General features: G+C 56.0%; 18 protein-coding genes. 10 read left to right on the top strand and 8 right to left on the bottom strand.

What is annotated here, in order from left to right; all coding sequences use genetic code 11:
- Window positions 1-13: 13 nt before the first annotated feature.
- The 6 genes from CAG22_RS04685 to dctP all read right to left on the bottom strand — a co-directional run bounded on the left by CAG22_RS04685 (window position 14) and on the right by dctP (window position 6,224).
- Window positions 14-937, bottom strand: coding sequence for an alpha/beta hydrolase (locus CAG22_RS04685; protein ID WP_085704699.1), 924 nt, complete (start codon window positions 935-937; stop codon window positions 14-16).
- A 46-nt stretch (window positions 938-983) separates the two neighbouring features.
- Entirely contained in the window at window positions 984-2,234 is a 1,251-nt protein-coding gene (locus CAG22_RS04680) for a CaiB/BaiF CoA-transferase family protein (protein ID WP_218191943.1), read from the bottom strand.
- A gap of 58 nt (window positions 2,235-2,292) precedes the next feature.
- Window positions 2,293-3,093 carry an SDR family NAD(P)-dependent oxidoreductase gene (locus tag CAG22_RS04675; protein WP_085704697.1) on the bottom strand — a complete coding sequence of 267 codons (801 nt, stop codon included), beginning with the start codon at window positions 3,091-3,093 and terminating at the stop codon, window positions 2,293-2,295.
- A 197-nt stretch (window positions 3,094-3,290) separates the two neighbouring features.
- On the bottom strand, window positions 3,291-4,574 hold the full coding sequence (locus CAG22_RS04670) for a TRAP transporter large permease (RefSeq protein ID WP_085704695.1): 1,284 nt from the start codon (window positions 4,572-4,574) through the stop codon (window positions 3,291-3,293).
- Between the two features lies 1 nt (window position 4,575).
- The gene (locus CAG22_RS04665) at window positions 4,576-5,085 is read right to left on the bottom strand and encodes a TRAP transporter small permease (protein WP_085589699.1); all 510 of its coding nucleotides are present in this window, start codon (window positions 5,083-5,085) and stop codon (window positions 4,576-4,578) included.
- 26 nt (window positions 5,086-5,111) lie between these two features.
- Window positions 5,112-6,224 carry a TRAP transporter substrate-binding protein DctP gene (gene dctP / locus CAG22_RS04660; RefSeq protein WP_085589697.1) on the bottom strand — a complete coding sequence of 371 codons (1,113 nt, stop codon included), beginning with the start codon at window positions 6,222-6,224 and terminating at the stop codon, window positions 5,112-5,114.
- A 459-nt stretch (window positions 6,225-6,683) separates the two neighbouring features.
- On the opposite strand from dctP, the gene CAG22_RS04655 reads away from it, so the two are divergent.
- From CAG22_RS04655 to CAG22_RS04640, 4 genes are all read left to right on the top strand, one after another.
- Window positions 6,684-7,739 (top strand): zinc-binding dehydrogenase, encoded by a 1,056-nt coding sequence (locus CAG22_RS04655; RefSeq protein ID WP_085704693.1) that lies wholly within the window; start codon window positions 6,684-6,686, stop codon window positions 7,737-7,739.
- Window positions 7,740-7,797: 58 nt separating this feature from the next.
- A complete protein-coding gene (locus CAG22_RS04650) occupies window positions 7,798-9,258 on the top strand; it encodes an aldehyde dehydrogenase (protein ID WP_085704691.1) in 1,461 nt (486 codons plus the stop codon).
- Between the two features lie 109 nt (window positions 9,259-9,367).
- The gene (locus tag CAG22_RS04645) at window positions 9,368-10,258 is read left to right on the top strand and encodes an MBL fold metallo-hydrolase (RefSeq protein WP_170929269.1); all 891 of its coding nucleotides are present in this window, start codon (window positions 9,368-9,370) and stop codon (window positions 10,256-10,258) included.
- 267 nt (window positions 10,259-10,525) lie between these two features.
- Entirely contained in the window at window positions 10,526-11,713 is a 1,188-nt protein-coding gene (locus CAG22_RS04640) for an MFS transporter (RefSeq protein ID WP_085704687.1), read from the top strand.
- A gap of 124 nt (window positions 11,714-11,837) precedes the next feature.
- Here CAG22_RS04640 and CAG22_RS04635 read toward each other — a convergent pair whose 3' ends face one another.
- Window positions 11,838-12,542, bottom strand: coding sequence for a hypothetical protein (locus CAG22_RS04635; protein ID WP_085704685.1), 705 nt, complete (start codon window positions 12,540-12,542; stop codon window positions 11,838-11,840).
- Window positions 12,543-14,122: 1,580 nt separating this feature from the next.
- On the opposite strand from CAG22_RS04635, the gene CAG22_RS04630 reads away from it, so the two are divergent.
- From CAG22_RS04630 to CAG22_RS04610, 6 genes are all read left to right on the top strand, one after another.
- A complete protein-coding gene (locus CAG22_RS04630; RefSeq protein ID WP_085704683.1) occupies window positions 14,123-15,985 on the top strand; it encodes a Mu transposase C-terminal domain-containing protein in 1,863 nt (620 codons plus the stop codon).
- Window positions 15,986-15,999: 14 nt separating this feature from the next.
- Window positions 16,000-16,887 carry an ATP-binding protein gene (locus CAG22_RS04625; RefSeq protein ID WP_060511532.1) on the top strand — a complete coding sequence of 296 codons (888 nt, stop codon included), beginning with the start codon at window positions 16,000-16,002 and terminating at the stop codon, window positions 16,885-16,887.
- Complete coding sequence (locus CAG22_RS04620) at window positions 16,884-17,564, top strand: hypothetical protein (RefSeq protein ID WP_085704681.1); 681 nt, start codon at window positions 16,884-16,886, stop codon at window positions 17,562-17,564. Before CAG22_RS04625 ends, CAG22_RS04620 begins: the two co-directional genes overlap by 4 nt.
- Window positions 17,565-17,989: 425 nt before the next feature.
- On the top strand, window positions 17,990-18,580 hold the full coding sequence (locus CAG22_RS27175) for a hypothetical protein (protein ID WP_139833405.1): 591 nt from the start codon (window positions 17,990-17,992) through the stop codon (window positions 18,578-18,580).
- A 771-nt stretch (window positions 18,581-19,351) separates the two neighbouring features.
- Window positions 19,352-21,514, top strand: a complete 2,163-nt coding sequence (locus CAG22_RS04615; RefSeq protein ID WP_085704679.1) for an ATP-dependent endonuclease — start codon at window positions 19,352-19,354, stop codon at window positions 21,512-21,514.
- A gap of 62 nt (window positions 21,515-21,576) precedes the next feature.
- Window positions 21,577-23,508, top strand: coding sequence for a UvrD-helicase domain-containing protein (locus tag CAG22_RS04610; RefSeq protein WP_256582407.1), 1,932 nt, complete (start codon window positions 21,577-21,579; stop codon window positions 23,506-23,508).
- 120 nt (window positions 23,509-23,628) lie between these two features.
- On the opposite strand, the gene CAG22_RS04605 is transcribed toward CAG22_RS04610, so the two are convergent.
- Window positions 23,629-24,576, bottom strand: coding sequence for an HNH endonuclease (locus CAG22_RS04605; protein WP_085704675.1), 948 nt, complete (start codon window positions 24,574-24,576; stop codon window positions 23,629-23,631).
- Between the last annotated feature and the right edge of the window lies 1 nt (window position 24,577).

Genomic DNA, 24,577 nt, shown 5'->3' with positions numbered 1-24,577 from the left:
CTTGCCGAACGCCTCAGGACAAGTGCTCTTTAAAGAAAGGCACCAGCTTGGCCAAGGCTTGGCGCACAGGCTCGGGCTTGTCATAGAGATCGTAGTGCGACCAGCCTGCGACCACCACCAGTTCCTTGGTCTTCGAAGCCGCACGACCGATGATCTCGCAGCCGTCGCGGTAGGCACCGAATGCACCGACCTTGTCACCCACCACCACCATCAGCGGCTGGGTCAGCAACACTTCGGCAAGGTGGAAAGCATCCCAGCCCACGGCATTGCCCTGATGCGAGAGCAGTGAGCGGTTCAAACCATTGGGCTTCTGCCCGCGTGGGGTGCGGTAGTACTCGGTGGCTTCGTATACGTCGATTTCAGTCGCGCCCACGCGTTTGGCTTCTTCTGGAGAAGGCGGCAGCAGGTCATCCACCCGGCGTTCGGCGCCACGGGCTTCTGCAGTGCGCTGCTGGGCGATGGATTCGAGTAGGGCGATGGGGTTGAAGCCACTGAATCCTTCACGCATCAGACGGCCATAGTTCACACCGGTGACAGTGGCCACGGCCTTGATGCGCCGTTCGGTCATCGCAGCATTGATTGAATAGCCGCCTCCGCCACAGAGGCCGAGTACGCCAATGCGTTGCTCGTCCACATAGGGCAGGGTTGTCAGATAGTCGGCTACCACCCGGAAATCCTCTACACGGTGGCTTGGATCTTCGATGAAACGCGGCTCACCGCCGCTGGCGCCCTGGAAGCTGGCGTCGAAGGCGATGACCACGAACCCTTCCTTGGCGAGCGCCGTGCCATAGACGTTGCCGGACGTCTGCTCCTTGCAACTGCCAATGGGGTGGGCACTGATAATTGCGGGGTACTTTTTCTGGGCATCGAAGCCAGGCGGAAAGTGGAGGTCGGCGGCGATGTTCCAGTACAGGTTGGGGATTTGCACAGTTTCCATGGTCATTCACCTCGTAGCGTGTGATCAGTGAATACGGCATGAGCCTTCAGTTGGCAGCTGCCAGCGCCCCGCCTGATTCCAATACGGCTGCCACTTCCTCCTGGGCGAAGCCATATTCGTGCAGCAGTTCGGTGGTGTGTTCGCCCAGGCGCGGTGCGGGAAAACGCAGCGCTCCGGGAGTGGCACTCCATTCGTGAGCCAGGCCAATGGTGCGAATGCGTCCTTCGCTTGGATGGTCCTGCTCTTCGAAGAAGTTCACGGCCTTCATGTGCTCATCGTCGAGCAGCGATTCAGGCGTGTTCATCTGCATCACACAGATATCCGCTTCGATCAGCAGTTTTACCCACTCGGCACTGGTTCGGGTCTCGAAGGTGTGCGAAAGGAACTCGTACAGCTCACTCATGTGCAGCGCCCGGCTGTGGACGTCACGATAACGCGCATCCTGGGCCATTTCCGGGCGGCCCACGGCTTCGAACAGCCGTTGCCAGTGGCGATCAGTATAGATCTCCACACTCAGGTAGCCATCCAAGGTGGGGAAGGGGCGCCGTTCGGGGCTGGTCATGCGTGCATAGCCCCAGTCGCCCAGCGCAGGCACGAATGTATGGCCATACATGTGGTCGCCCATCACGAAGTGGGCGAAGGTTTCGAACATCGGCACCGACACCGACTGGCCCTGGCCCGTTTGCCCTCGGTAGTGCAGGGCCGCCAGGATGGCATTGCTGGTGGCCATGCCAACGATGCGATCCGCAATTGCCGTACCCACATAGCTGGGTGGGCCGTCGGTCTTGCGGCTTTGTACCATCGGCACGCCAACGGCGGCCTGGATCAGGTTGTCATACGCCGGACGCTCGGCGTAGGGGCCGCGCTGTCCAAAACCGAAGGCACCGCAGTAGATGATCCGCGGGTTGATGGCCTGGACCTGCTCGTAGGAGAGCCCGAGCCGTGCCATCGCATTGGGGCGCAGGCTGAAGAGCAGGACATCCGCCGTGGCGATCATGCGCTTGAGCGCTGCGAGGCCGCTGGGCGTCTTGAGGTTCAGCACCAGGCTGCGCTTGTTGCGGTTCAGGTGCAGGAAGATCGCCGCCATGCCCTTGTTGCGACTGGGGCCGACGTTGCGGGTGGTATCGCCTTCAGGCGCCTCGATCTTGCAGATATCCGCGCCCATGTCCCCCAGTAGCAGGGATGCATATGGCCCCATGAAGTTCGAGGTGAGATCCAGTACCCGCAAACCGCTTAAAGGGCCGACCAGCTTGGTGTGATCGGTCAGGGGGTGATCAATGGCACATTGATTCGACATACCGCATTGCTCCTGTTCTTGTAATTGCGTCAGTCCGCTGCCGGGTGAGCCAGGCGGTTCAATGAATGGTCAGGCCTCCGGTGGGGCTGACCGTGGCACCTGTGAGGTAGGCGGCATCGTCGGAGGCCAGAAAGGCCACGACGCCCCCGATGTCACCGGGTGCCGCGACGCCGAATGGGCTGCTGGCCACGATCTTTTCGTACTGCTTGCGGTGATGTTCGGAAACACCGCCTTCCTGGCCCCAGGCTGCGTCCCACGACGGGGTGTCACGCACCACGGTAACGCACACGCAGTTGACCCGGATCTTGTCCCGGGCGAGCTCTTTTGACAGCACTTTGCTGGCCATGATCAGGCCGCCGGAGAACGTGGAGATGGCGGTCTGCCCAGGGGTAGGCGACCTGCCGCCTTCGGAGGTGACGAATACAATGCTGCCGCCGCCGCGCTGGCGCAGGTAAGGCACCGCGGCCTGCACCACGAGCAGCTTCGCCGCCACGGCTTGCGCCACGAACTGGGTCACCCGTTCGAGGTCGATGTCGGCAAACGGGCCACGTACTTGTGGTTGCCGGGCCTCATCGTCGTTGCCCCCGGCGTTAGGTACCACGATGTCTATTCCCCCGAAGCGGCGCGCCGCCTCAGCAGCCACGGCCTGCATGTCGCTTTTCGAGCGCACGTCGCCTGCAACGAAGCAGCCTTCGCCGCCCAAGGCGCGGATTTGCTCGAGCACGGCCTGGGCCTTCCTTTCGTCCCGGCCATTGATAACCACTCGGGCACCACGGGCGGCGAGTTGCAACGCCACACCTTTACCAATACCACCCGTGCCACCGGTAACGATGGCGACCTTACCTTCGAGATTGTTCATTGCTCCAAAGCTCCTGACTGCATGGTCGAAACTGGCGGTGCCACGCACCACGCAGGTTTGATGAATATCAAACCCAAGGGTAGGCGCCGACACGGCCCGATCCAACTTGTGCTTTACGAAGCCCTGATTCGGTCGTATTGAAGTTGCGCCTTGGGGTGAAACAGGTGCGGCGAAAGACTTTCGCCGCACCTGAGCGCTTACATGTTTTGCGGTAGCCAGAGCGTCAGCTGAGGGAAGGCCAGGAGAATCGCGATGGCGGCCAACTGGGTGATCACATAAGGGAACGACCCTCTGAATATCTGCGATACCGGTGTCTTCGAATACTTGGACACGATGAAGCAGTTCAGGCCAACCGGCGGGGTGACCATGCCGATTTCGGCGACGACGATCATGATGATGCCGAACCAGACCAGGTCGAAGCCCAGCGAGGACACCAAGGGCGCCACGATGGGCACGGTGAGCACCAGGATGGCCATCTGGTCCATGAAGAAGCCCAGCACCAGGTACAGCAGCACGAGCCCGAGCATGATGGTCCAGGGCGATACATCCAACGCACCCACCCAGGCAATCAGGTCCTGGGTGACGTGGGTCAGCGCGAACACCATGGCGAACAACTTCGCGCCCAGGATGATGATGGCGAACATGCAGGACGTTCGCGCCGCCCGTCCGACCAGCCCTTGCAGATCGGGCAGGGACGCGCGACCACGGGCGACATACAGCACGCCGGCGAGCAATGCGCCAAGCGCGGAGGCTTCGGTGGGTGTTGCGATGCCGGTGTAGATGACCCCGGTGATCGCGGCAAACAGAAGCAACACTGGCAGGACGCTCTTGAGCAGGCGCAGTTTCTCGATCAGGGCGACCGGTTCCGACAACGGTGCGCGCGAGGGGTCGAGCTTGACCAGGCTATAGACCGTGATGACGATCGTCAGGGTCACCAGGATGCCGGGCACTACCCCTGCCATCAGCAGCCTACCGATGTTCACGTCGGCAATCAGGCCATAGACCACCATCGCGATGCTGGGAGGGATCAGCATCGCTAGGGTCCCGGAAATCGCCACGCAGCCACCAGCCAGGCGCGGCTCATAGCCGTGCTTGAGCATTGCTGGCAGGGACGTGGCCGACAGGGTCGCCGCAGCCGCGGAAGAAGAGCCGCAGATCGCTCCGAAACCTGCCCCGGAAAAGGCCGTTGCAATACCGAGCCCGCCGGGAATGCGACCGAACCAGGCTGCGCCGACCTTGAACAGGTCGTCGGTCACGCCGGAGCGGAGCACGAACTCAGCCATCAGTAGGAACATGGGTATGGTCACGAACTCGTAGACTACTGCCGATTCGCGTGGCATCGAGCCGAGCATGATGACCAACGCATCCGTACCCCCGGCCCACAGAAGCCCAAGGCCACCCACGATCGCCATGGCAAAGCCAATGGGGGAACCCAGGGAGATCAGCAGCAACAGGGCAATGAAAAAAGCAGCGGCAATCATCTCAGGCTTCCTCGGGTTGTTCGAGAGACGCATCCTGGCCACTGCTCAATAGCAGCGAGCAGTGATGGATCAGGCGCAAAGACAGCAGGGCGCTGCCTGCACTGATGGGCAAGTAGCTCAGCCAGACCGGCCAGTTGACATACCCGGTGAGAAACTCGTCTGCCTGAAACGACTCGATCATGCTGAGGGTGCTGCCAATGGCGATAACCACGAACACGCAGGCCGCCAAGAGCGAGCACGCGGTATCTGAAATCAGCTTTGTGCGCGGGCTCATGCGGTTAAGGAACAGGTCCAGTTGGATATGGTCGCCATGCCGGAATGTATCGGAGATCGCCAGGTAGGAAATAACCACCATGAGGTAATAGCTGATGACGTCCATCGTCCAGGGAATGGGCGAATGGAACATGTAGCGGGCAACCGCGTCGGCGCTGATGAGGAACATGGTGATTAGCAGGCAGATACCCGCGAGCAGCGTGCTGGACTTCTCTAGTACTTGAATTATCGATTTCATGGAAAGGCTCTCAGGTAAGCGGCAGGTTATCGTTCTGAAGCCACGAACAGCTGGTGGTACTCCTCAAGCAGTGCACTGCCGTCGTGATGGGCCGCATCCATGACCTGCGCCCAGCTCTTCTTGACCTGCTGCATGGCAAGCGTCAGCTTGGCCAGATCCTCGGCGGGCAACTGCGTCACTATATGGCCGTTGTCCCTGACGATCAGGTTCTTGATCCTGACGTTTTCCTCGTCCAGCCATTGGCACATCGAGGCCTGGGTGGACTGCGCCGCTTGGTTCATGATGGTTTTCACTTCCGCGGGCAGCGCATTCCACCTTTTGCTGCTGATCGCATACACCACGGCCGTTCCACCCAGGCTTACACCGTCGACGGAGTACTTGAGCTGGTCTTCGAGGGCGTAGGGCGTCAGCGCGTTGTAGGGGTAGACGGCGCCGTCGATGGTGCCGCGCGACAGCGCCTCGTACACCTCCGAAGCGGAGATTTGCACAGGCACCGCGTCCAGAGCCTGTACCGTCTTGGTCATGGCCGCCCCGGCCCCGCGGATCTTCAACCCCTCCATCGCCTCCAGGCTGGCGGTAGGTTGCTTCGAGGTCATGAAGGTATAGGGCGGCATCAGGGTCACGAACAGCACGTGAAGCCCGTGGCGGTTGTACTCGGATTTGCCGATGGTGCCTGTGTCACTGACCATGGTCGCCAGCGTGCGGGTGCCCTGGCATATATTGCTGTACATGTTCGGCAGTTCAGCGACCGTGGACATCGGAAGTTTGTCCGACTCATACGCAGGAATGAAAACAGCTATATCGGCCAACCCCGAGCGGAGCAGGCTGAAATAGTCTTTTCCCAATTGTGCGGCGGGGTAGGTTTCAAACGTCACCCTGCCGTTTGAGGCCTTCTCCACCGCCTGGGTGAATACGCCACCGCCGTGGGTCCAGGCATAGTGTTTCGATGAGAAGCGGTGAGTGAACTTCAGGTTGATCTGGTCTTCTGCCACGGCGGGGAACGCACTGCACAAACCGGCAAGGGTCAGTACCGTCGCGCACTGAAGTACCGAAGGGCGCTGGAGCGCGGGGCGCGACTGAATGGCGGGTGGCCGTGCAGGCGCACGGGTTTTTGACTGTGTCTTCGAACGGAACAACATGGCTGTACCTCTGAAACTGGAATGATCTTGTTGTTGTTTCTATTCCTGTTTGGGTGTCGTCGAGTTGATCGGGCCTGTCAGGTCACTGGGTCACTCCTCTGCGTTGAATCACCGTGTACGCAACGTCCCGGGGCAGTGGTTGTGCGCGGGTGCGATAGCGGGATAACGATGAAGCAGAGCAGCCAATTGCGCCTGCTGTTTCGGCTGAAGAATTCGCAAGCCCCGATTCGCTCCTGGCGAACCCTGAAACTGCTTCGCCCAGAACGAATTGACGCTTCGATTTATCGCGTTTGCCCCACGCCCGAGATGCTCTTAGCCTCAAGCCAGAGGGATATTGCCTGTCCCGGTGCTGGCCATATGCGCGGCGTGTTTCGTTCCCTGGCAACTGCACAGGGATATTCGAGCGCAACGACAGCACCTGACCACCAACAACAATCAAGCAGATGCTGAGGGCGTTGAATGCGAGGCATGATTTTCAAGGGGCAGTGCGAAGTCCAGGTCAAGGACTTCCCGGACCCCACCCCAGGACCGGGCGAGGCCATCATCGAGATGAAGGCCTCCGGCATGTGCGGTACCGACCTGCATTACTACCGGCACGGCATGCACGAGGCACTTGGTATGCTCGGCCTGAAGGAGCGCATGCGCGGCGACGACATCATCGGTGGGCATGAACCCTGTGGGGTAATCGCCGCGGTGGGAGCCGGTGTCGATGCGCGGGCATTCAAGCCCGGCGATCGGGTCATCGTCTTTCATTACAAGGGGTGCAGCCACTGCGAGCATTGCCGCAGCGGCTGGACCCAGTTGTGCGATCACGGCGCCGACATCTATGGCGTACTCAACCACGGCGGGCATGCCACCTACATGAAGGTCCCGGTGTCTTCGCTGATCCATCTACCTCAAGACATTTCGTTCAAGGGCGGTGCCGCCATTGCTTGTGGCACGGGTACGGCCTATGGCGCTTTGCTTCGCCTTGGCGTCACCGCCCGCGACACGCTGGCGATCTATGGCCTGGGGCCCGTCGGGCTTTCCGCCGCGCAGTTGGCGGCGGCCATGGGCGTAGAGGTGATCGGCGTCGATATCAACGCCGAACGCGTGCAGAACGCGAAGGCGTTTGGTGTAGCGCATGCCATCGATGCCAGCCGAGTTGACCCGGTCGAGCAGATTCACAGGCTCACGGCCGGCAAAGGCGCCTCCTGCGCCATGGAGTGTGCCGGTGGTGAGATACCCCGTAGCCAAGCCGTGCGCAGCACCAGTATCTGGGGGCGGATTGCCCTAGTGTCGGTGGGCGGTAACCTGAGCCTTGATGTCATGAAGGACCTCATCGGCAAGCAGCGGACCTTGGTGGGCTCATTCACGGTTTCGGAGGTCGGCATGAGCGACTGTGCGCGCTTCATCGCGGCCCATGGTGTCGAGGTGGACAAGCTGTTTTCCAGCGAGTGGTCCCTTGAGCAGGCCGGTGAGGCCTATGCCGATTTCAACCAGCAGGCAGGCGGCAAGGGCGTGATCGTCTTCTGACCGCCCGATGTTCTGGCCAACCCGTTCAGTGGCGCAGTGGTGCCCAATGGAGATCATCATGACCGAAAGAACCATTTCCCTGAAACACCCCGATCGGCTATTCATCGGTGGGCAGTGGGTGGTGCCCGCCACCTCTGAAACCTTCGATGTACTCGACTGCTCGACCGAAGAGGTCGTCGCCACTGTAGCGAAAGCCTCTTCCGAGGATATGCAGCGGGCGATCAACGCGGCGCGTGAGGCCTTTGACGACGGGCCCTGGCCGCGCTTGAGCCCACAGGAGCGTGCCGTCTACCTGGAAAAAATTGCCGAGCGCCTTGAGGCGCTGAATGATGAGTTCGCGCGCATCTGGTCTATCGAAACAGGCATTGTCTACAAGGTCGCTCAACCGCGTATCGGCCTGTTCATCAGTGGCGCGTTTCGGCAATACGCGGCGATGGCCTCGAGCTTTGCCTTCAGCGAGGCACATCAGTCGGTGACCGGAAATCCGGCCTATCGCGTTTATGAACCGGTCGGTGTAGTGGGGCAGATCATTCCTTGGAATGGCCCTGCGGGGCTGATGGCCTACAAGACCGCGCCGGCGCTGCTGGCCGGGTGCACGATGGTCATCAAATCACCGCCGGAAGCGCCATGTTCGGCGTACCTGCTCGCGCAGATCTGCGAGGAGATCGGACTGCCTCCAGGCGTCATCAACGTCGTGACGGCGGACAGGGATGTGTCCGAAGAGTTGGTTCGCCATCCGGGCGTGGACAAGATTACCTTCACCGGGTCGACCGGAGCGGGCCGTAGGATAGCCTCCATCGCTGGAGATCGTGTCGCCCGCGTAACGCTTGAGCTGGGAGGCAAGTCGCCGGCCGTGGTGCTTGACGACTATGACATCGAAACGGCCGCCACCACCTTGGGCAACTCCTATTTTGGTTATAACACCGGCCAGATCTGCCATAGCCTGACCAGGGTGATCGTTCCACGGGCGAAGCACGACCAGATGGTCGACGCGCTGGCGAACATCGCGCGCAAGATCGTCATCGGCGACCCGTTTGCCGACGATACGACCTCCGGCCCGCTCGCCAGCGCGCGTCAGCGGGAAACCGTGGAGCGTTATGTAGCAAAAGGTATTGCTGAAGGGGCTACGCTGGTGACGGGAGGGAAGCGTCCTGAAAGCCCGAAAAAAGGGTTCTTCTACGAACCTACGGTCTTTGCCAACGTCGACAATCGCTCCGCCATTGCCCAGGAAGAGATTTTCGGCCCGGTGCTTTGTGTCATTCCCGCCGACAGTGAGGCGGATGCCATTCGTATGGCGAACGACACGCCGTTCGGACTTAATGCCGCAGTCTTCACCAACGACCGTGAAAAGGCGTTGCAAGTGGCACGGCAGCTTCGCTCCGGTACTGTGGGGCACAATGGGCCACGCACTGATTTTTCGATCGGCTTTGGCGGCTTCAAGCAGTCTGGGATTGGTCGTGAGGGCGGGGTAGAGGGCTTGTTGGCCTTCATGGAGTCGAAAACCATCGTATTGGCATGACCCCCTGATCGCCGCACGCCTGGCGTTCGAGCGTCAGGCGTGCGCGTGAAGTGCCATTGCATGGGGCTAACATTGAACATTGGAAATGGCCCATTTAAGGGGATGTGTCATGGCATTAGAGGTAGTACGTACGCAGATAGGTGCCGCTGAAATCTTCCAGGTCATCGAGTTGGAAATAGGCCCGCAACTGGCTTGGCTCCTGCCTGATACGACGCCTGACAATATTCGTGCAATCGAATGGTTGAAGCCTCCCTACCGTAATGCTGACTTTTCATTGAATGCACTATCTCAATGTTTCATCGTCAGGTTGAATGGGCGCACGCTAGTCGTGGACACTTGCATCGGCAATGACAAGACCGTCACGGAGTTCGCCGAGTGGGAGCATATGGAGACCGGTTTTCTCGAAGCGCTGGAGCGCGCCGGTATCGATCGTGGCCAAGTTACCGATGTCCTGTGTACCCACCTGCATATCGACCATGTAGGTTGGAACACCTATCTACACGAGGGCAGGTGGCTGCCTACCTTCCCCAATGCCAAGTACCATTTTGCCCGCGGTGAATATGAGTATTGGCTAGAGGCTGCTCAGCAGTGCCCGCAAGACATGCATTCTGTCTCGTTTGGCGAGTCCATCCACCCGGTGGTCGAGGCTGGGCTAGTGAATCTCATCGAGGCACCGTGTGAGCTTGGTGACGGCATCTCCATCCTGGCGACCCCTGGGCATACGCACTCGCATATCGCCGTCATGATCGATAGCGGCTGTGGCGACATCATCATTGCGGGCGATGCGTTTCACCACCCGTGCCAAGTCGCAAGGCCGCATTGGGCAACCGTGAGTGATCATGACCAGCGTCAGTCCACGATGACAAGGGAGGCGCTGCTCTCGGCTTGCGCTGATACGTCGACATTACTTGCGGGGATTCATTTCAGCACACCTTCGTTCGGTCAGATTTGCTCAACTGAAGAAGGCGGCTATTTTTTCAAACCTCTCGTTTCGAAATGAACGGGTCCTTACGTTCTACGCTGCGCGCTTCGCGGAGAACGGCGCGGTCTTACGAGAGGTTAAGGTCGATTCATTGCTTGAGAAGCGGCACTTCATACATTGCCAATTGGATAGCTCGCTGCAATCGCTAACCATCCAACAACAATTTCTAAGCATCACATGATGTTTGGTCATACCTGACGGGGTTGGGTCGAGGCGAGATGCCGCCCCCGTACCAGCGCGTATGTTGCTGCCTGGTTCGACGGGATTGGAGTGGAGCAAGGTCTTATGGGGCAGATCCAGCAGTATCGACCAGACCGGATGAGCATCCGTGACAGGATAAATTTCATGGGTACCTTGGCGATCGCAGGGCTGAATATTTCTGCCCTGGGCTCGGCGCGCCTGGTAGTACCCTTGATCGCGCTCTCGCTGGGGGCAAGCGCTACGCTGGTGGGCGTCATTGCCGCAGCATTCACAGCTGCCCCCATGGTGTTCAGCGTGTCATTCGGGCGCTGGCTGGACCGCGCGGGGACCTTGATGCCGATCATGAGCGCCGCGCTGCTCATCGTTGGCGCAACGACGACGTTCTGGGTATTTCCGAGTCGGTACGCGCTCGTGATCGTCGCAGGTCTCGTGGGGGCGGGTGCAGTATTTACCCATATGGCCGCCACTCGTGCTGTCGGCTCAATCGCGACAGAAGCACAACGCCCTCGCTATCTGGGGTACCTGATCCTTAGTTATTCGCTATTCCAACTGGTGGCTCCAGTGTTGGCGGGGGCGATGTACCAGCATCATGGTTCAAACGCTGCAATCACGTTGCTGGGAGGGTTCTCTGTACTGTCCATTCTCGCAATCGGTCTTCGTCTGCATCATTTCAAGCACGAGCGTCGTGGGCCTTTGGTGAGGTTGGCCCGCCAAGGCATCTATCCGCTGTTACGTGTGCCTGGATTGATGGTCTGGATACTGGTGAGCAGCCTCTTCTTCGCTGCGCAGACCATTTTCCCGTTCGTGATATCACTGCATGCCGTTGCCAATGGCATCTCGCCCATCGAGGCGGGTTGGTTACTCGGCGCTTTTGCCGGCGGGGCATTCATCTCCAGGTTTTTCACACCCGTCTTGACGCGGTATGCCAGGCCACGACCGACGCTGGTGGTGGCAATGATCATCGGTGCTGTCATTTATGCCGTGATACCGTTCGCCCATCAAGTCGTCACCCTGAGCGTTCTGAGCCTACTGCTAGGGATGCCACTGGGTGTGGGCGTGCCTGTTTCCTTGGCAATGATTTATGACGCAGCGCCGGCAGAGCGGGTCAATGAATCGGTGGGATTGTCCATGACCGTTAATAACTGTCTGCAGACCGTTTTTCCGCTGGCACTGGGAGCACTTGTTCATACCTTCGGTATTGCTCCGATGGTACTGGCATTTTCGCTGATCATGATGGGGTGCGCAGCGGTGAGCGTTCGCGGTCCTGAATGATGTTTCGAATGAGGTTTAGAAGGTCACCGCGCAGACGCGCTGGCCCAACAGCTGGCCGAAATCAGAAAGGCACCGAGCGAAGCGCGAGCGCTGCGCAAACACAAGACCAAGTCCGCCTAACGGATCAAGAGCGTACTGCGCTGTCGGCAGCATCGCCCAGACTATTAGGTGTGCGCTCTTGCCTAGGCGAACCGGACTTCAGGCAACGGATCCCCTTGGCTTCGGCCATGACGCGAGCGAGCTCCCCGCAAGGTTCGGCACGGTTTACGCTGAGGCTGCGGGCCAGTTGCACACACTTGGTCCTGACAATCGAAATAGTAGCTGCCTCATGCCCAAGGTCGCCGGTCGCGTCATAGCGGGTGCAATCAAACACCACCGGCAGTGTGTCGATCAATGACCCGGCTTCCTCTGCCGAGAGCCGACCGCGCTCAAGCAATGTACGCAATGACTCGATGATCTCCGGCAGTGCGCTCAGGCGCTGCGGGCCAAAAAGCATGACAAGCAAGCTCACTAGCCGGTGGGTGATGGGGCTGTCGACTCGCGTGCGCCATTCGCGGATCGCATAAGCGGCATAGCTTACGAACTTGGCATCTTGGTGCTGTAGCGCATGTCGCAAAGTCTTCTCGACAAGGGAGGCAACAGGATCGGTGTCGGCGAAATAGATGTACGCGACCAATGCTCCGGGTGCTTGGACTTCTCGGTAAAATAAGTCGAGCTGGGCGAACATAGCTTCGCTGGACAGGCCTCCCAAGTGTGGCGCCACAACTAGGCCCAACGCTTTACTGATCAGTATCCCTTTCCTTTGCTCGCCACCGTGCGAAAACGCCATTTCCAGCTGGCTTTGAGCTTTCGGCCGCCAGCGTATCATCAGCTTGAAGTGGCGTTGGGCATGCTCGGCGCTGGGCCTGATATCTGCGCTTTTTGACGAATTTTGCGGCTGGCCGTACGAGTCCCATATGGAAAGTGCCGAATTTCAGCATTCGCAAGTGTGCCATTCCCGCGTCCATAGTCGGGATGATGCGTAGCCCTTGATCAAATGGAGGCAGACGCTGACCGGTCAGAAGGGTCCCGAGGAGTGCCGAAATGCTTTTGGGGCGAGCGAGTCAAAGGCCATAATCAGTCGTCGTACGTCTCAAGCGGCCTGATGCATTGAACCATCGAAATCCTACCGTCTGAGCTCCAAACCCTAGGCTTGAACAGCGATTCAAAAACAAAGCCCGCCTTGGTAGGCGGGCTATCGAACGTCTCCAAGGGGAGGCTCATCGCCAACAAGTCTCGGAGCAAGCAAGTTCAGAATACACAGTTTTCAGCACGATGTCGTTACGAGGTCAGGGTGACTTTGACCAGCGAACGCACACCCGAAAATCTACACAGCTCGCGGGCGAGTACTAAAAATTTCAAAACATGCAGGGAGTCCGGTTTTGAATCTTTAGTTTTTTGCATTTTGTAAACGTTGAAATAAAATCGGACGCCCACAATCCCTATTAAAAACAATATGTTAACCCATCCTGTCGCTATATCGGCGGAAAAACGAAGTCTTTTTTCCGGGCTTATCCCGCATAAGAGTCTGTCTTCCGGTCTTATGTCGCACGGGTTCGATGTACTCCTAAGCCCGCAGTGTGGTTCCAGGTGTGCAGGTGCTTCATGGATTGGTTGGATAGCCCAATGGGCGCAATGGCGATAAAGCCCTACGACCCCAGACGTCTTTCATCGGGTATCCGGGAGCACTCGAAAACCCGTAAACCAGGAGAAAAGTGGTGATGTGTATGGCGCCAACACCAGATAAGCCGTTGAAGATTGTTAGCGCTTGGTAGCTCGCAAGCCCTGAAACCTAGGACGTAACCGTAATGACAAGGTGTGCGCCTTCTACTCGCCCAGCACGGTGCGTTCAACAATGAACAACAAGAACGCAGTACCAATACCAGATCCGTCACAACTCTTCCCTCGTTCCGCCTACCGCAGGTAGCTACCAGGAACCAACCGTCGTACCAAGCCGAGAAACACACCGGCCCCAACGGCAGATCCACAAGCGCACTTTTATGCGTATGTCGCAATACGACAGGTATGGGAAATGCCATTCCCGTCCAAGATCTGCTCCAACGACCGAATATTTACGTTCGGAGGTTAGACGGTTTAGGAATGAAAAAGGCGACCTTTATGCTCAAGACTTAAGTCTTCGAGTTAAATATATATTGAATGTGCGTGAATTTCGTGAATTTTAACTTGATGATCTCTATGGTCTTTTTTTAGTTGGAGTTTTTTTGTAATTTCTGAAGAAATTTCAATATATCTAATACTCAACTTCCTCCTGGCCTTGCCACCGCTTGGAAGCTGCCTAGCCGAAATTTGCGCGCATCTACCGCTCCACTATTCTCACCTATCCAGATCATCGGACAGGTACCGGATAAGATGGATGATGAACTCAACTTGCCTGCAGGCCCTAGTGAATCGGAAGAAAAAGCAAAGGTAAGAGTACCCAGAGACTGGAAAGAGTCAGGAGTACCTCCTGGAGGTGAGTACATTCCCTACCAGGAAATAACTTATGACGCGCGCGAGCAAGAAGTGGCTAAAGAGCGTGCATCCGTTTTTGACCAGGTCATTGAGCGGTTTAACGGGATGACCGTCAAGCGAGGCATGGAAGTTCTTGGCCTCGGCCACTCTCAATTTTATAACTTGCTGCGCAAGCACAGAAAAAAAGAAAGTATTCAGCGAAACAAGAAAGGTAGGGTTGTAGGAAGTTGCTGGGCCAGTGACGCACAAATCGCTGCTCTTGAAGAAGCCTACGAGAAGAAATTTGAAGGCCCCAAGGCATCCCTCAGTAAGCTCCACCAGTGGGCGCGGGAGTACTTCAAGGGAGAGGGTGAAAATGTCACGCGCTATAGGGCCAGGCAATTCTTAATGTCCAAGCCGGAAAGAGAGGTTTATTTCAAGCGGTACGGGAAAGAAAAGACGGATCATAAATATGGATTCAAGCCTCACAAGTTTGTGATCGATGGGCTTTTGCACAGAGTATCGATGGATCACACGATGGTCGACATCTTGTTGGTCGATGAGCAGAACAGAAATATTATCATCGGTAGGCCATGGGTAACGATGTTAATCTGCGATAAGTCGAGAGTGATCTTAGGTTTTTTTCTTAGTCTAGATCCCCCTAACCTTGATACCGTCGCTGCCGCCCTTGCTTTTGCAGTGATGAACAAAGATTTTCATCTATTCCGCTTCTTGACTAATCCGAATGAGTATCCATTCTTTGGTATTCCATTTGTTATATTTACCGACAATGCCGCTGAGTTTACAAGTGAAAAGTTCATTGAGCAGTGCAAGGCGTGGGGTATGGATTGGGAACACCGCCCTATAGGGAAAAAATGGTATGGAGGCATTATAGAACGCTTGATTGGCACGTTTATGACGACAGAAGTCCACTTCCTTCCCGGCGCAACCGGGAGTAACGTCGTTCAGCGAGAGGACTTCAATAGCGAATATAATGCAACGATGGATTATGAGCAGTTCGCTGTATGGTTCCTAAATCAAGTAACTGTTTATCATGGCAAAATCCACTCGTCGCTAAAATGCACTCCGCGTGAAGCTTGGAATCATTACGTTAATCAAGGTCTTTATGATCATGATCGTGTCATTGCATCAAACGATCAAATGAGGTTTTTGATTGATTTCTCACCGACAAGCTTCGATCACAAGGTGCATCCCTACGGAATAAATTTTGCTGGCCGTAGATACGCATGTTACGAGCTTGCCCCCTACGTGGGTCAGCGTTTTGATATCAAGTACCTTCGGCACGATCTGAGCTACGTCTGGGTCAAGCTCCCAGGCAAATTTCTGAAAGTTCCTTGTAGTTATAATCGGGTGGGGCTAGCTAACACTTGGGATTCCTACTCGAACCATAAACAACTTTCGAAGCGTAAAGCACTGCTCAAAGACCTGCCCCCTGGTACTGTCGACGATGAGTTCGCGCACGCTGCTCTTGCCAATCAGACAGTGATCGTTCAAGAGGCCGTTGACATTAAAACTGCTTTCATGGCCAATCTACCGCCTAAAGGTCTGCCGGCTCCACAGAGCACTCTAATCACTGCAACCGAAGCAGTAACCAATGAACCCGTTGAGGACTGGCTTATCGAAGACACGCAAGACTTTATCCCGACAATCTTAACCCAGGACGAAAACGCTCACGATGTTTTTGTGCCGCGCATCATAAGAGAGCATTCAGATCAGCCTGATTTTCTTCCTGTAATTATAGTTGATAAGCATAAAGACTAACTTGGAGAGCTATGATGGCTTACGAACATATCAAGCACGATCTTAGAAATAACGCTGATCTGCCTGCGAAGGAGCGAATTAAGATATGTCGACATGATATATGGATTGATACGCCTCGCTACGCGCCTCTTTTCGAAAGCTTGAGGAACATGCTCTATACCGATAACCAGATCCAGTCCGCTAGCATTTTCATCCATGGGGATGGAGGCGACGGTAAAACGGCCTTATTCAACCGGCTTAAGGCTCTCGGTGAGCTTGAAGGTAAAAGGTTCGTGTTTATTACACTTACCGAAAACGTTAACCGTTTTAAATTACACGATGCATTGTGCGATGTCTTCGATGTTCCGATTGGCAAGCGTGGCACTGCGGTCAATCGTGTTAAGCTCATCATACAGAAGATAAAGGCCCTTGGAATCGGCGCGATCGTTGTTGATGAGTTGTCTGATTGCATGCTCGAAGCGTATTCCCATAAAAAATCTATATTGTCGCTGCTTCGTGGACTCGCAGAGGGTGATGGTAAGCTCTGTGTTATTGCGTTCGGGAACTCAGTTGCGAGTGAAATCATCTCACTGGATCGAATAATTGATCGGCGATTCGTGCCGTGGCATCTGAAGCCTTGGAAACTTGATCAGGATTTTGTGGATTTCATTGCTACATACGAGACCTACCTTCCACTCAAATTGCCCTCTAACCTTGCAAGCCCTAAGCTGCGAACGCTTATTCATGTGAACTCACACGGGATCCTTGACAATATCGTCAAAATTATCAAGTCCACTGCTATGGATGCAATCAAGCATGGGACGGAGCAGATTACGCCGAGTCAGTTCCAGAATCTTGAACCGATGACCAGGCTCTATGGTTACAAACTGCACCATCCCAAGGATAAGGAGGTTTCAGAATGACATTGGCGCCTTTCCAAGCCGTTGCTGTGAAAAGTGTAGTTTCTGCGCTGAAGGACGGTAGCGTGGTATGCCATTTGATGTCTGATCCTGGCAATGGTCTGACCACCTGCACCAATGCCGTTCTGAGCCAAATTACCGGCTCTACAGTCTTTGTTGGGGATCACGTAGACCTTGCGGGACTGGATTTGCTGGGTCAGTTCTATGAAGAGATACACGTTGATTTTGAGTTTCAGCCACAGTCGGGTGTTCCTGCATTGGTTACTGAGCTTTGCGCCATGAAAGGAGATCCGACCATATTCATCCACGACTTCGAAAAATTTGCCCTCACGGCGCTTGCCAAAGAAAAGTCATTGAAGCAACTGGGATGGCTGCTGAAGGCGCTTCCTGATAGTAGTTTTGTCATCGTCAGCAGTCCTGACTATCAGGCTGAGATGGTCGGACTGTGTCGAGCTCACGAGCGTGCCTACTCGCCTGTTGAGTTAGGGGCATTCGCGGATCGGACAGAGTTTACAGCCTTTTTTGAAGCATTGATTGATCAGAAGTCAGGACTGGGACGAGCAGCTGACAAGCTGTTGCTGCATGACATTTATCATCGACGAAACGGCAATTTGGCGTGGACGATGCTGGAGCTCTTCCATCCAGGCTATCGCAGTCAACGGGAGTCATCCCTTCAATGAATGCTCCTGATGTCCCCATTTTTGATGGTGAGGCTTTCTCTTGCTGGGTTTACAGGCAAAGCCTATGTTCCCAGCATACATTGCTCGATAGGAGCAGGCTTGCGGAGCTTTGGCATGCGTGCGTACAGTCAGAAGACTTTGACCCTGACTTTACGCACGATGCCAAATTCTCACGAGCGGCGTGCGAAATGCTGGATATTCCAAGGGAGGAGCAGGCAAAGATCTTCCAGCCGAATAGTCAATGGGTTATACCTCGATACTTCAGACGCAGCTTTTGCTACAGCTGCATGAAGGAGCACATTGCGAATTTTTCACTCCCTTCATACAGGAAAGAGTGGTGCTCTGTTGGTGTGGTCGTATGTCAAATTCACAAGTGTTCCCTGCTCGATGCAAGTGGTATTGTTGCTTCAAGTCCGAGTATGGCCATGCGCATCCTCAAGGCATATTCCGAGGATCCTTCTCAATGCGTTGCTGCGTCTCGTAGCCATGATGCTGACGAACAGTTTACTGCGCTTTATAAGACTCAACTATTTTTTCAAGCCTTGGAAGCTTCTCAGCAGCAAGCTGATCAAAACGGAATGTGGTCATGCAGTGAGCCGCATACGGGCCTGCCACGCCTTTTGCTGTCAATTTTTTTGTATCCACGATTTGGCTTGGTGAATCGTTTTATAGCTCCTCGAAGCTCATATCGTATTACTACCCTATTTCAACAGACTCTTAACGCTGGGCCATTGGTTGCAGGAATAGCTCAAAGATGGGCCGGCATGCTGATGCTCGGATGGCTATTTGAGCTATTTACACCCCGCGAAAGCACTGATGTTGAATCGTTCATCGAGCGCGCAGGCGCTATAGCAGGATTTCATGATGCACGCAGCTTGGGAGCAGCATGTAATGTGTTCAATAGCCTGCACAGTGACGTTATAGCTAGACGACTGCGCGAGTGGATGCCAACTCCTAGTCCTGCTCTGTTGCAACAATTCATCGAGGGGTTTTCTGAGGTATCTATTCGGTCGTGAGTATAGAATGTTTGGGGGCTGTCATGCCGGTAAAATACTCCTATATAGGGAATGTGACACTGCCTTTGGGTGTTGTCGGCGTTGGAGTTGGTGGTGTGAATCATGAGGCTTGGCTTTCGTGTACCATTTCCCTGCCAACGATACACGTCTTCCAGTACTCGATACATTGGGGCTCAAAGGCTGCGCGGGCTGAAGTCCTTCACAAAGCATGTACAGCTATTGGGTTGATCCCAGCAGTTAAACATAGCGGTTCAAACTGGCTATTGAATCGTCAGGATATCTACTCGCCCTGGCCAGCCGGTGAAGCATATCGTTCAATAAGAGAATTCTCGGATTTCATTCTCTTTGAGTTCTATCAATGGGGGCCAGGTATGTTTGGCTCTCGCGCAGCGTTCTATCAGGCAAGCATACATAAAATTCACCTGAGGGTCGCTGCGGCTCTCGCGAAATCTCATGGTATCCGAATGGGAGCTAGTTAGAGCATAGTGTCAATCGATTAATCAATCACTTGGCTTCAAGCAACATCCCAATGCGCAACAGCGGGTAGACTTACGAGACCAGCGTTTGGCGGTCACACGCTTTGATTCCACACATTCCAGTCGAACAGACGTTTATCGCGAGAGATAGCGTCTCGCCCCCAGTCTGTGGCATATAGCCAGTAACATTGCGTTTGGCCAGGACTCCACCAAGCCAACACTGGCCAAAAGAGGCCAGAAGAAGCGAGAAGTGGCCAATAGCGCCGACAGAAGCCAGGCTTAGGGAGAAGTGGGGATGTACCTTTCAGCACTGTCGATCCGTAATTTCCGCCAGTTTGGCGATCTGACTCCGGGTTTCACCCTCCACTTCAACGAGGGCGTCACTGCGCTTGTAGGCGAGAATGATGCTGGGAAGACTGCGGTGATCGACGCCATCCGGTATGTCCTGCAAACCCGGGATTCAGACTTCCTGCGACTAGAGCTCGAGGACTTCCATGTCGGGAGTGACGGCGAGCCTGCGACCGACATTACTATGGTTTGCACGCTGGCAGGGCTGACCACACTGGAACTTGGAGCCTTCGCCGAATACGTCACGTTTTCACGCGGGGAGGGGCTGCTCCATGTGCACTGGTCGGCGCGTCGACTCGCGATGCCGACAGCGTCGCGTCGCTGGGTGGACATCCAGGTTCGCTGTGGTGAGCGGGGAGAAGGGCCTGCCTTGGACATCGGCGCGCGCCAGTTGCTGGCAACCGCATACCTGAAGCCATTGCGAGATGCCGAACGGGAGATGTCACCGGGTCGCAACTCGCGCTTGTCCCAAGTCCTGTCGAGCTTCCCGGGTATAGACGCCGGTGAGCCCTATGTCGATATTGCTCCACCGGCGTCGGCAGCTGAAGCCACTGGCCTGAGCATTTCGGGCATGGGTGATTACATGCGCGAGCTGGTCAGAGGACATCAAGCCATCAAGGTTGCCCAGGCGACAATCAACGTACGATATCTGGAGCCTCTCTCTTTAGCAGGACAGCCGCTTCATAGCCATCTTGGCTTCGGCGATACCGGCAGTGAAACCACAAAGCTCAAGCAGATCCTTGAGCGCCTGGAGTTGGGTTTGCTGGACAAGGGATCGGGGAATGCGAGGGGTAGCTATGGTCTGGGCTCGAATAACCTGCTGTTCATGGCATGCGAGCTCTTACTGCTCGGCAAGGAACCGGATGGGCTGCCGCTGCTGCTGATCGAGGAGCCAGAGGCGCATCTTCACCCGCAGCGCCAACTTAGACTGATGGAGTTCCTCGAGCGCGCATCGCAGCCTCGCCCCCAACAGCAAAATCAAACCCAACAGCAAGATCAAACCAAACAGCAAGATCAAACCCAGCAGCAAGATCAAACACAACAGCCAGATCAAACCCAAGCGGAACCAGCGCATACACGTCCCGTGCAGGTGATCCTTACCACACACAGTCCCAACCTGAGCTCCAAGATTGCCTTGGAGAATCTGGTGCTCATTCATGGCCAGCGTGCCTTCTCCATGGCACAGGGGAGAACCAGGCTGTCCGCTGACGACTATCGCTTCCTGAGTCGTTTTCTGGATGTCACCAAGGCCAGCCTGTTCTTTGCGAAAGGGCTACTCATCGTTGAAGGGGATGCAGAGGCGATCCTGCTGCCGGCACTGGCCAGGCTGCTTGGGCGTGACTTGACTGAGCATGGTGTGTCAATCGTCAATGTAGGTGGCGTTGGCTTACGCCGTTACGCACACATCATGCAGCGAGCTGATGCTACAGAGGGCGTAATCCAGATCCCAACGGCCTGCATCACCGACATGGATGTGATGCCGGATTGCGCGCCGGCTATCATGGGGCTGGATCCGCACAAGCTCAACGCCAAGGGTAAACCGGCGCGTCGTCAATGGCGGATGCTCAGTGACTTTGGCGCTACCGAGATTGAGCGCGAACCGAAGCTTGCGGCTCATCGTCAGAAACGGACACGTGGCGATGGCCAAAACGTGAAGACCTTCGTGGCCGATCATTGGACGCTCGAGTATGACCTGGCTGTCGAAGGGCTTATGGATTGGGTACACCGTGCCGCCACGTTGGCCTTACATGATGAAAAAATCAACGAGAGAAAGCTGACGCGACAGAAAGTCCTCGAGAGGGCGACGAAGGCGCTGGCGGCACTTAAGTCTCAGTATCTCACCAATGAAGAGCGTGCCACCGAGGTTTACCGGCAGGTTGATTCGGGCTCCAAGTCGATTACTGCACAGCATCTGGTCGACCTGCTGCAGTCGGCATTTGATGAAGGTGAGCTCGACCAGGCAAGCTTGCGTGCAGCGTTACCGCCCTACGTGGTTGAAGCGATCGAATACGCCACAAGAGGCCGGATCATGCCTTCGGCGCCGGAGCAGCCGGCCACAAACATCGCGGAGACGCCGCTAGAGGCGCTTGAAGCAGGGGAGTTGGCGTAATGCGGCTCCAGGATCTTGTGCCTCCAGTCACGGATGCAGACATCGAGTGGGTGAGCGCGCTTATGTCGTTGCGCGACCTGGATGAGCCTCGGAGGGAGTTCCTCAAGCGTCTCGATACGCTCGATGTAGCGGCCTGCCCGGGGAGCGGTAAGACCACACTCGTGGTTGCCAAGCTGGCCATTCTTGGTCGTCACTGGCGTAGTCGAACGCAGGGGATCTGCGTGCTATCGCACACCAATGCAGCGCGTGAGGAAATTGAGAGCCGGCTGGGCGCCACAGAGATTGGTCAGAGGCTGCTGCGCTACCCACATTTCATCGACACCATCCACGGTTTTGTCATGCGGTTTCTTGCGTCGCCCTGGCTGCGCTCGAATGGCTACCCGCTGACGGTGGTGGATGACGAGGCAACCGGGCGAGCAAGGGGAAGGGCGCTGGGAAAAGATCGTTGGGGTGTAGAGTACTTTCTCGATCAAAAAGAAAAGACGCTCGCTGATCTTCGGCTGCCCTCGGTAGATTTTTCTACCCCTCTTCAAGGTAAGCATTACATTTGCTCGCCAGATGCACCTACTCATGGAAAGTTATGCAGAGCCATGGGCGCTGCCGCTTCGGAAGGCTACTTCTGCTATGACGAGGTTTTCACGCTTGGCCAGGCCATGATTGAGCAAGAACCGAATGTTGCTCAATCACTGCAAGCCCGGTTCCCCTGTGTACTCATCGACGAAATGCAAGACACGGACTTGAAGCAGAATCGCCTTTTGAACCACGTATTTCCGCGCGATGCAGCGAATACAGTGGTGATAAGGGTGGGTGATCCCAATCAGCAGATATTCGAGGGTGACGGAGAGTCTGATGGGGCATTCCCGCATGGCGGGACAATCGAGATCTCCACAAGCTTTCGATTCAACCAGGCCATTGCCACGCTGGCGAACAGCTTTGCAGTCGCTCCCATTACGGGCGGATTGGTCGGTCGGGCCAGAACGGGTGAAGACTGTCCGAACACCCTCTTTGTCTTTCCAGACGACGATACGAGCGGTGTGCTAGGCGCATTTGCAGAGCTTGTGTCACGGCATGTACCCATCACCCAGCGCAAGGATGGGGTGCATGCGCTCGGTGCTGTTCACCGACTGAGGAAGTACAAAGACAACCAATTCCCGAAGGCCCTGGAGCACTATTGGAGCGCCTACCGCTCAGACGCTAATGGCTCGACGTATGCGCCCAAGACATTCATTGAGGGTGTTCGCAGGGCCAGAGCCCACCTGGCGATCAGCGGTCACGCGCACGAAAGCGTTGAGATGATCGCGAGGTGCCTGCTCCATCTCGCTGAGCGTGCTGGGTTGAGGAAGCCAGTCCAGATCAGAACAAGGCTACACCGCTACATCGAGCGAAGCTTGGCAGCTAACGCGAAGCTTCTGAAAGCCTACCAGCGAGGTATCTACCTCTACTTGTTCTATCCGCATCCACTACGAGAGAAACGGTGGGTTGAGACCCACGTTGGGCTCCTCAAGCGGCTGATCCAGGAGCTCCATCCTGGGGAGGAGGTTTCAATGACTACCGATGTGGAAGCCTATCTGGCGTGGGCAGAACCAGGCGATACGGTCGAGGTCGAGTCGCAGGTGCCCCGCAAAACCATTAACACATACCGCTGGGAGGCCGGGGGGCACGAGCCTGTCGACGTTCAGTTGGCGTCCATGCATTCCGTCAAAGGGAAGACGCATTCGGCGACGCTGATCTTGGAAACGTTCAGTGGACAGCACTTTCTGGAAATGATGTTGCCTTGGCTTGAAGGAAAGCCCTTGGTTAAGAAAGAACATCAGGTGACTTACCGGAAAAACAGGATGCTCATGTATGTCGGCATGACCCGGCCTACGCATCTGCTTTGTCTAGCGATTCGAAGCAGCGCGCTGGGTGAGGGGGAGGCGAGAGTTGAGCGAAGGGCGGCCCTGCAGGCACAGGGCTGGGTGATTAATGAGTTGGATGCTAGAGCGGCAAGCTGACCCACGGTTGATATGTCCGGTAAAACCCGGAGACATTGTCATCATCGTTGATCTCACGGGAAGGCATGGTGAAGCGAAACGGGTGGAAAAATTCCCACCCGTTTCGCTTCGTCTGGCCCATTAGCTCTGCACCAGCTCGAACGTGCGACCCGATAGGGCACCATGCAGGCTTTTCAAGGCGCTCTCCAGTTCACTGCCTTCCTCAACCTCGAACTGCTCAATGGTTTCCAGCGAGCTTTTGAGGTCGGCGTTCGCGTTCACAATCACTTCCTTACCCGCGATTTTGTTCAGCAGATCCTCACACAGCTTCTGCCCTTGCGGCGTGATGCCTCGGTATAGCGTGACGCTGTGATCATTGGTTTGCACCCGAATGAAGCGAACATGATCGTCGAAGCGATGGAAGCGAGGGTGGAACATTTCCGTGAAAGAATTGGGCGCAGGGTACGCCTCCAAGCCCTGTTTGGTGGGGCTAGCCCAGTCGTCGTCAGTCTTCAGACTGTTGCAGTCAACGCAGGCGACCGACAGGTTCCAAAAGTGGAAGGAATATTGTTCGTAGCTTTCGCGTGGAAGGATGTGCTCGATTGGCTTCGAGTAACCGCTGTTGAATAACCACCGCCGGCAGTAGCAGCAACGGTTACCTTGCTGCTTAGCGATGTACTGCCTGAAAGCCCCCTTGATGTCACTGACGGTCGGCTTCGCTGGGCCTCGCTTGCGCTTGGGCGTCTCAGCAGGTGCAGGGGAACCTGCAGCTTCAGCCCCAGGTGAGCCAGGTGCAGCGATCGTGCCGGGTGCAGCGACCGTGCCAGGGGCGGCGATCGCGCCAGGCGCTGCGGCCACTGTAGCTGCAGGCACCGGCTTTTTAGGATTCGAAAATTCGTTCCAGAGGTTTCGCTTCTTGATCGCTTCGCCAGCCTGTTTTGCCTTGAATCGCTGCAGAGCCATTAGGTGGAAACGGTGGATGTTGAACATTACGACCTTATGGAAGCGCTCCTCGGCATGGCACTGCGCCTTGTACTCGTCGTAGGCAGGCTTCATGTCGGCATCTTTCAGCACATAGTAATCCGCCATG

Source organism: Pseudomonas sp. B8(2017), assembly GCF_002113575.1.
Classification (GTDB): Bacteria; Pseudomonadota; Gammaproteobacteria; order Pseudomonadales; family Pseudomonadaceae; genus Aquipseudomonas; species Aquipseudomonas putida_Z.
This window is presented reverse-complemented; position numbering and strand designations above follow the sequence as displayed.

Bases quoted from the DNA above. Each gene is read 5' to 3' on its own strand.
- CAG22_RS04685 (WP_085704699.1), bottom strand. From the start codon at position 937: ATGGAAACTGTGCAAATCCCCAACCTGTACTGGAACATCGCCGCCGAC.
- CAG22_RS04680 (WP_218191943.1), bottom strand. From the start codon at position 2,234: ATGTCGAATCAATGTGCCATTGATCACCCCCTGACCGATCACACCAAG.
- CAG22_RS04675 (WP_085704697.1), bottom strand. From the start codon at position 3,093: ATGAACAATCTCGAAGGTAAGGTCGCCATCGTTACCGGTGGCACGGGT.
- CAG22_RS04670 (WP_085704695.1), bottom strand. From the start codon at position 4,574: ATGATTGCCGCTGCTTTTTTCATTGCCCTGTTGCTGCTGATCTCCCTG.
- CAG22_RS04665 (WP_085589699.1), bottom strand. From the start codon at position 5,085: ATGAAATCGATAATTCAAGTACTAGAGAAGTCCAGCACGCTGCTCGCG.
- dctP (WP_085589697.1), bottom strand. From the start codon at position 6,224: ATGTTGTTCCGTTCGAAGACACAGTCAAAAACCCGTGCGCCTGCACGG.
- CAG22_RS04655 (WP_085704693.1), top strand. From the start codon at position 6,684: ATGCGAGGCATGATTTTCAAGGGGCAGTGCGAAGTCCAGGTCAAGGAC.
- CAG22_RS04650 (WP_085704691.1), top strand. From the start codon at position 7,798: ATGACCGAAAGAACCATTTCCCTGAAACACCCCGATCGGCTATTCATC.
- CAG22_RS04645 (WP_170929269.1), top strand. From the start codon at position 9,368: ATGGCATTAGAGGTAGTACGTACGCAGATAGGTGCCGCTGAAATCTTC.
- CAG22_RS04640 (WP_085704687.1), top strand. From the start codon at position 10,526: ATGGGGCAGATCCAGCAGTATCGACCAGACCGGATGAGCATCCGTGAC.
- CAG22_RS04635 (WP_085704685.1), bottom strand. From the start codon at position 12,542: ATGGCGTTTTCGCACGGTGGCGAGCAAAGGAAAGGGATACTGATCAGT.
- CAG22_RS04630 (WP_085704683.1), top strand. From the start codon at position 14,123: ATGGATGATGAACTCAACTTGCCTGCAGGCCCTAGTGAATCGGAAGAA.
- CAG22_RS04625 (WP_060511532.1), top strand. From the start codon at position 16,000: ATGGCTTACGAACATATCAAGCACGATCTTAGAAATAACGCTGATCTG.
- CAG22_RS04620 (WP_085704681.1), top strand. From the start codon at position 16,884: ATGACATTGGCGCCTTTCCAAGCCGTTGCTGTGAAAAGTGTAGTTTCT.
- CAG22_RS27175 (WP_139833405.1), top strand. From the start codon at position 17,990: ATGCGCATCCTCAAGGCATATTCCGAGGATCCTTCTCAATGCGTTGCT.
- CAG22_RS04615 (WP_085704679.1), top strand. From the start codon at position 19,352: ATGTACCTTTCAGCACTGTCGATCCGTAATTTCCGCCAGTTTGGCGAT.
- CAG22_RS04610 (WP_256582407.1), top strand. From the start codon at position 21,577: ATGTCGTTGCGCGACCTGGATGAGCCTCGGAGGGAGTTCCTCAAGCGT.
- CAG22_RS04605 (WP_085704675.1), bottom strand. From the start codon at position 24,576: ATGGCGGATTACTATGTGCTGAAAGATGCCGACATGAAGCCTGCCTAC.